Source organism: Streptomyces sp. NPDC048521, from assembly GCF_043199855.1.
Lineage (GTDB): Bacteria > Actinomycetota > Actinomycetes > Streptomycetales > Streptomycetaceae > Streptomyces.
In genome coordinates, this window is sequence record NZ_JBICWR010000043.1 from 1 (window position 1) to 5,091 (window position 5,091).

The window sequence follows — 5,091 nt, forward strand, 5'->3', positions numbered from 1 at the left end:
GGGGGGGGGGGCGGCCCCGGGGGCGGGGGGGGGGGGGGGGCCGCCCCCCCCCCCCCCCACAACCGCGGGGCTCCCGCCCCGCGGTTGACGGTCCGTTCGCTGCGCTCCCGGACCGGCGGGACTTACGTCCCGCTCCCCGGGCCTCCGCTTCGCTCCGTCCCGGGGGCGGCGGGTCCGCTGCGCTCCCCCGCCGGACGGTCCTTCCGGCTGCGCCTCCAGAACCGCTGGGCCCGCTGACGCGGGCCAGGCTGGCGACGAGAGGAAGGGGGTGCCTGGGGCTCGTGGGCGGACTGCACCAGGCCCAGGGTGATGGGGGGTCAGCGTCTGCGGGTCCAGCCGGAACCGATACCCGCCACGTGTAGGGCCAGAGCAGTCAGCCCCAGCAGCATCACATTCGTCGAAGAGAACACATCGTTAGTGCTGAGATCCGCCGCATTGATCAAAAACGACACGAAGAACAGCACCGCCGCAACTATGCCGAGCATGAAACGAGCTCCTCTCACAAGGGGGTGAAGCCCGTATGCCCGAACACCGCCACCGCAGACGTAAGACCACCCCGACTACCGCCGGCTCCCCGGTGCGAGCCAGGCGCCGGCTCAGACGGGGCGGCTGACGGCTGACGGGAGCTCAGGCGTGAGCGTGACGAGGGCCTGCCGCCTTGTGTGAGGCGGCGTGGTGCGCTGGCCGGCCCGTCCTCGGGACTTCGAGGCGCTGCAGGGACAAGCTGGCGGTGACGAGGAGACCCGTGAAGACGGCGAGCATGAGCACGCACGCCCACATCTGCCGACTCCCCGGCGCCTGCCAACCCGTCCACGCGGCACACACCCCCCACAACAGGACACCGCCCGCGTAGAAGGAACGGATCCTGTGCAGCTGCCGCACAGCCCGCAGGAACATGACGCGCTCAGTCATCGGTGCCATGCGCAGCCGTATACCCCCGGGGCCGCCATTCAGCGGCCCGGATTACCGCTCCCGCCGCACCGCGCACCTTTGCTCTTGCTGCCGGGTGCGTCCTTCGAAGTCGCGCCGTACTGCAGCACCTTCGTCTTCGACCAGCCCTGCACCGTCTGGAAGGTCCAGAATGGCACCGCAGTGGCTGCACGTGCCGATTTATCGGGACGGCTGCTTCGTTTTTATGCTGCGATAGGCTCTGGATTCAGATAGCTCCATGGCTGTGGGGGGCCGACCCTCGCGAAAGCAGGCCATCTGTGCTCTGGTCGGGGGGGTGGGGCCGGTGTCGCGCTGGGGACACCGGGTCCCAACGCAGCTGTCTGTCGGCGCTTTGGTGTTGTTCTGTGTGTGAGACCTGTCGTTCCGGCTCGCAGGAGAGGGTAGATCGAAATGGCTCTGAAGGAACTTCGTCCTCATCAGCGTGAAGCCGTGGACGCCGTACTTCGCGGCCTCGAATTCCCTGCAAGATCCACCGTGCCCGAGCGAGGCCTCCGGACCCAGGTCATCATGGCCACCGGAACCGGCAAGACCCTCGTAGCCACCCGTAGCGCCGAGGAACTGCGTGCGGGGCGTGTGCTGGTGCTCGTCCCATCCCTCGATCTGCTCGCCCAGACCGAGGCAGCGTGGCGTGAGGGCGGCCGCACAGGCCCAATGATCGGGGTGTCCTCCCTGCGGGGTGAGGAGGTGTCCTTCCCCAACACCACGGACGTGGAGGAACTCGTCGACTGGGTGCGGCCATTCGACAAGGTCACGGTGTTCGCCACGTACGCCTCCCTCGGGCTCGGAACGCTGGAACGCGCGCACAAGGCCGGCCTTCCGGGCTGGGACCTGATCGTCGTGGACGAGGCGCATCGGACCTCGGGCCGGATTGGCAAACCGTGGGCCGTCGTCCACGACAACACCCGCATCCCCGCCCTGCGCCGCCTGTACATGACAGCCACGCCCCGGGTATGGCAGTTGGACGGGGACCAGGAGCAGGGCGCGCCGGGTGAGCTGGTCGCCTCGATGGAGGACGATCCGGACGGGCCGTTCGGTGCCCGCTGCTGCACGCTGACGCTGTCGGAGGCGATCGACCGGGGCATCTGCGCGCCGTACCAGGTGGTGTGCGTGGACATCACCGACACCCAGCTCCGGGCCGCCCAGCTCCTGGGCGCCGAGGGCCGCTCGGACGAGGTCCGCGGGGCCCGGCTCGCAGCCCTCCAGACCGCCCTGGTGAAGGCGTCAGCCGAGGAAGGCTTCCGTCGGACGCTCGTCTTCCACCACGTCGTGAAGGAAGCTGAGGCGTTCGCGGCCAGCCTTCCCGAGGTCGCCAAGCGGCTACACGCCGCCGAGCCGGAGCTGTACCCGCGCACGATCTGGGCGGACTGGCTGTGCGGCGAGCACAAGCCCAGCCACCGGCGCCGTGTGCTGGGCGAGTTCGCAGCCGGCATCGCCACGGACGGCACCGTCGTGGAGAAGGGCTTCCTGGGCTCGGTGAAGGTCCTGGGCGAGGGCGTCGACACCAAGAACTGCGACTCCGTCTACTGGGCCGACGTCCGCGGCTCCATGCCCGACCTCGTCCAAGCCGTCGGCCGCGCCCTGCGCATGCAGCCGGGCGAGGGGAAGGTGGCCAGCCTGGTCGTGCCCGTCCTGCTCGGGCCAGGCGAGACGGCAGACAACATGCTCACCTCACGGGCGTACGGCGGCTTGGCCAAGCTCCTGGAAGCCCTCAGGGCCCACGACGCCCGCGTGGTGGAGCAGCTCGCCGAGCAGCAGGCGCAGAGTCGTGTCAGAGGCGTTCAGAGCCGCAGCGGGAGCCAGGAGGGTCAAGGCGAGGGAGCAGAGAGCGACCGAAGTGACCGTCTGTCGGTACCAGCCCGGCAGCTGATGAAATTCTCAACGCCACGTGACCCCGCCCAGCTGGCCGCCTTCATCAACCTGCGCGTCCTCAACCCCGAGCACGAGCACTGGCGGCGCGGTATCGAGGCCGCCGTCATCTACAACCGGTTGCACGACGACCTGCGCGTACCGTTCACCTACCGCGTACCCGCCAGCGACGACCAGAAGGCGGAGACCGCGGGGTGGCCGGCCGCGCTCGCCCGGTTCCCGCTGGGGCAATGGATCGCCGACGCGCGCCGGTTCTACGCCCGCGGCGACATGGACGCCGACCGCGTCCAGCAGCTGGAGAAGCTGGGCATGGTCTGGAGCCACTTCGACGTCGCATGGGAAGAAGGACTCGCCGCCGCGCGCGGCTGGGCTGAGGAGAACGGGCACCTGCTCGCGCCACTGGACGCCACCCACCAGGGCTACAAGGTCGGCATCTGGCTGAAGAACCAGCGAGCCGCCGCCCGCAAGGCGGCCAAGATCGAGCGGCGGCGTGCCGAGGGCCTGCCCGTGGAGTCGGCGGCCGGGGCGCTGTCCGAGGAGCGGCGCGAGCAGCTGGAGGACATCGACCCGTCGTGGTGCCCGAGCTGGCCGGTGGAGTGGCAGCGCGCCTTCCACCTCGTCCGGCTCCACCTCGAAGCCGGCGGCGAGCTGCCCACGTCGCCGGGCGGCGTCGTGCACCAGGGCGAGGACCTCGGACGGTGGGTGCGCTCGGTCCGGCTCGGCTGGGACAACCTCACCGCCGTGCAGCAGTGGATGTGCGAACACATCCTCGGCATCCAACCCGCCGGCGACGACGAGCAACCCCAGCCGCGCCGTACCCAAGCCGACAAATGGGCCCTCAACTACGCTGCCGCCCGCCAGTTCTACGGCCGCGAGGGACACCTACGCGTGCCGCGCAAGCACATCGAGCGGGTCGTCGGCGAGGACCAGGAGGTCCGGGAGCTGAAGCTGGGGGCATGGGTGAGCAACCAGCGCAGCCGGGCCGCAACGCTGACCCCGGAACGGATCGAGCAGCTCTCCACCATCGGCATGCGATGGACATGATGGCCATCGTCGTCGCCGCGGCCGTCGCCGCCCTCGCAGCCGGCTACCCGCTCGGACGGCTGCGCCCGCGGCGACGCCTGGGCGACTGGACGGCCGATCAGATCCGCTTCACCGGGGCATGCGTCCAGGGCGGCACCAAGCGGCAGGCCGTCGTCGTCCTGGTCCACGCCGTCACCGCGCCGTGCACCAGCTGGCGCGTTATGCGCGCCCCCGTCACCGAGACGCGGGCGCCGGCGCCCGTACGCGATCCGGAATGGGTCGCCCACCGCACCTCAACAGACAAGGGAGGCACAGCGTGAGCACCGAGCAGCATGACGCCGACGCGTACGGCCAGGAGCTGGCCGTGGCGCTGAACGCGAAGGACGTCCTGGCAGCAGCGGAGCGGTTCCCCTGGGCCCTGGCCGCGCCGAGCGAGCGTCACTGGCCGGACGGGGCGTATACAGCGGGCAATTCCAGGTCCCAGCCGCTGCCCGCAACCGGGACCTGGACTCTTCACCACTCTGGCCCCACCTGGAACCCTGGCAACGGCGCGGCCGTGATCGACGGTGAGGCGACAGTCAAGCACCCCAAGCGGCGTGTTCGTTGGTGACCGCCGCTGCCTCCTTCAGTTCGAGCCACCCGTGGCTGGTGTACTTGTTGCTGGCCTTGACGAAGTGGCAGCCCAGGCACGCGACGATGTGGCGGTAGTCCTGCGCGGCGGTGTTCCCATACGGCCAGCCGTCTACTGGACCGGCCGATGAACCAACGCCGATCTGCGCGATGGCCGCGCGCCGGTGGACAACAAGCAGTCGAAGTGGCTTTTGCGAGCGCGAGGTGGTGTCCCGCCTGGGAACCGGACGGCACACCGCTCTCACAGGCACCGATCTTCTCTAGAGGGTGTTGATCTGCCAGGCGAGGACACCCGTGGAGCCCTTGGCGCCGGAAACATCGATCCGGACCTCTCCATCGCCCTTAATGCGTTGTTGGACCACGGACTGGTCGCAGGGCACCGGCGCGTCGGAACCCGACGTGGTAGGGGCGATGGTCAGGCGTGCGCTGCCTCGCCCGACGCACGTCACGACAAGCCTGTACGTCTTGCCCTTGCCGAGTTCCGGTCGCGTGTGAATACCGTCTGCGACACGTTCCGATCCGCCCTCTACTGATCTTTTCGTAAGTTCGGTGGGTTTGGTGGCCGTGTGAGTGGGAGGCTGTCGGGGTGGCATATCAACCTTCCCCTTCGGTTGCCGGCTC

The 5,091-nt window shown here is 69.5% G+C and carries 5 protein-coding genes; 3 read left to right on the forward strand and 2 right to left on the reverse strand.

The window, feature by feature from the left end; all coding sequences use genetic code 11:
* Positions 1-317: 317 nt before the first annotated feature.
* Complete coding sequence (locus ACGFRF_RS41480; RefSeq protein ID WP_171159365.1) at positions 318-485, reverse strand: hypothetical protein; 168 nt, start codon at positions 483-485, stop codon at positions 318-320.
* Positions 486-1,341: 856 nt separating this feature from the next.
* On the opposite strand from ACGFRF_RS41480, the gene ACGFRF_RS41485 reads away from it, so the two are divergent.
* Genes ACGFRF_RS41485 through ACGFRF_RS41495 form a run of 3 tightly spaced genes read left to right on the forward strand, consistent with a single transcriptional unit; the run spans position 1,342 to position 4,450 of the window.
* Complete coding sequence (locus ACGFRF_RS41485) at positions 1,342-3,861, forward strand: Helicase associated domain protein (RefSeq protein ID WP_393749297.1); 2,520 nt, start codon at positions 1,342-1,344, stop codon at positions 3,859-3,861.
* Positions 3,852-4,160 (forward strand): hypothetical protein, encoded by a 309-nt coding sequence (locus ACGFRF_RS41490; RefSeq protein WP_393749299.1) that lies wholly within the window; start codon positions 3,852-3,854, stop codon positions 4,158-4,160. Before ACGFRF_RS41485 ends, ACGFRF_RS41490 begins: the two co-directional genes overlap by 10 nt.
* Positions 4,157-4,450, forward strand: a complete 294-nt coding sequence (locus ACGFRF_RS41495; RefSeq protein WP_393749301.1) for a hypothetical protein — start codon at positions 4,157-4,159, stop codon at positions 4,448-4,450. The genes ACGFRF_RS41490 and ACGFRF_RS41495 overlap by 4 nt, the downstream gene beginning before the upstream one ends.
* 280 nt (positions 4,451-4,730) lie before the next feature.
* Here ACGFRF_RS41495 and ACGFRF_RS41500 read toward each other — a convergent pair whose 3' ends face one another.
* Complete coding sequence (locus ACGFRF_RS41500; protein WP_393749303.1) at positions 4,731-4,919, reverse strand: hypothetical protein; 189 nt, start codon at positions 4,917-4,919, stop codon at positions 4,731-4,733.
* Positions 4,920-5,091: the final 172 nt, after the last annotated feature.

Coding starts and splice junctions, on each gene's coding strand:
- ACGFRF_RS41490 (WP_393749299.1), top strand. CDS start 3,852: ATGGACATGATGGCCATCGTCGTCGCCGCGGCCGTCGCCGCCCTCGCA.
- ACGFRF_RS41485 (WP_393749297.1), top strand. CDS start 1,342: ATGGCTCTGAAGGAACTTCGTCCTCATCAGCGTGAAGCCGTGGACGCC.
- ACGFRF_RS41480 (WP_171159365.1), bottom strand. CDS start 485: ATGCTCGGCATAGTTGCGGCGGTGCTGTTCTTCGTGTCGTTTTTGATC.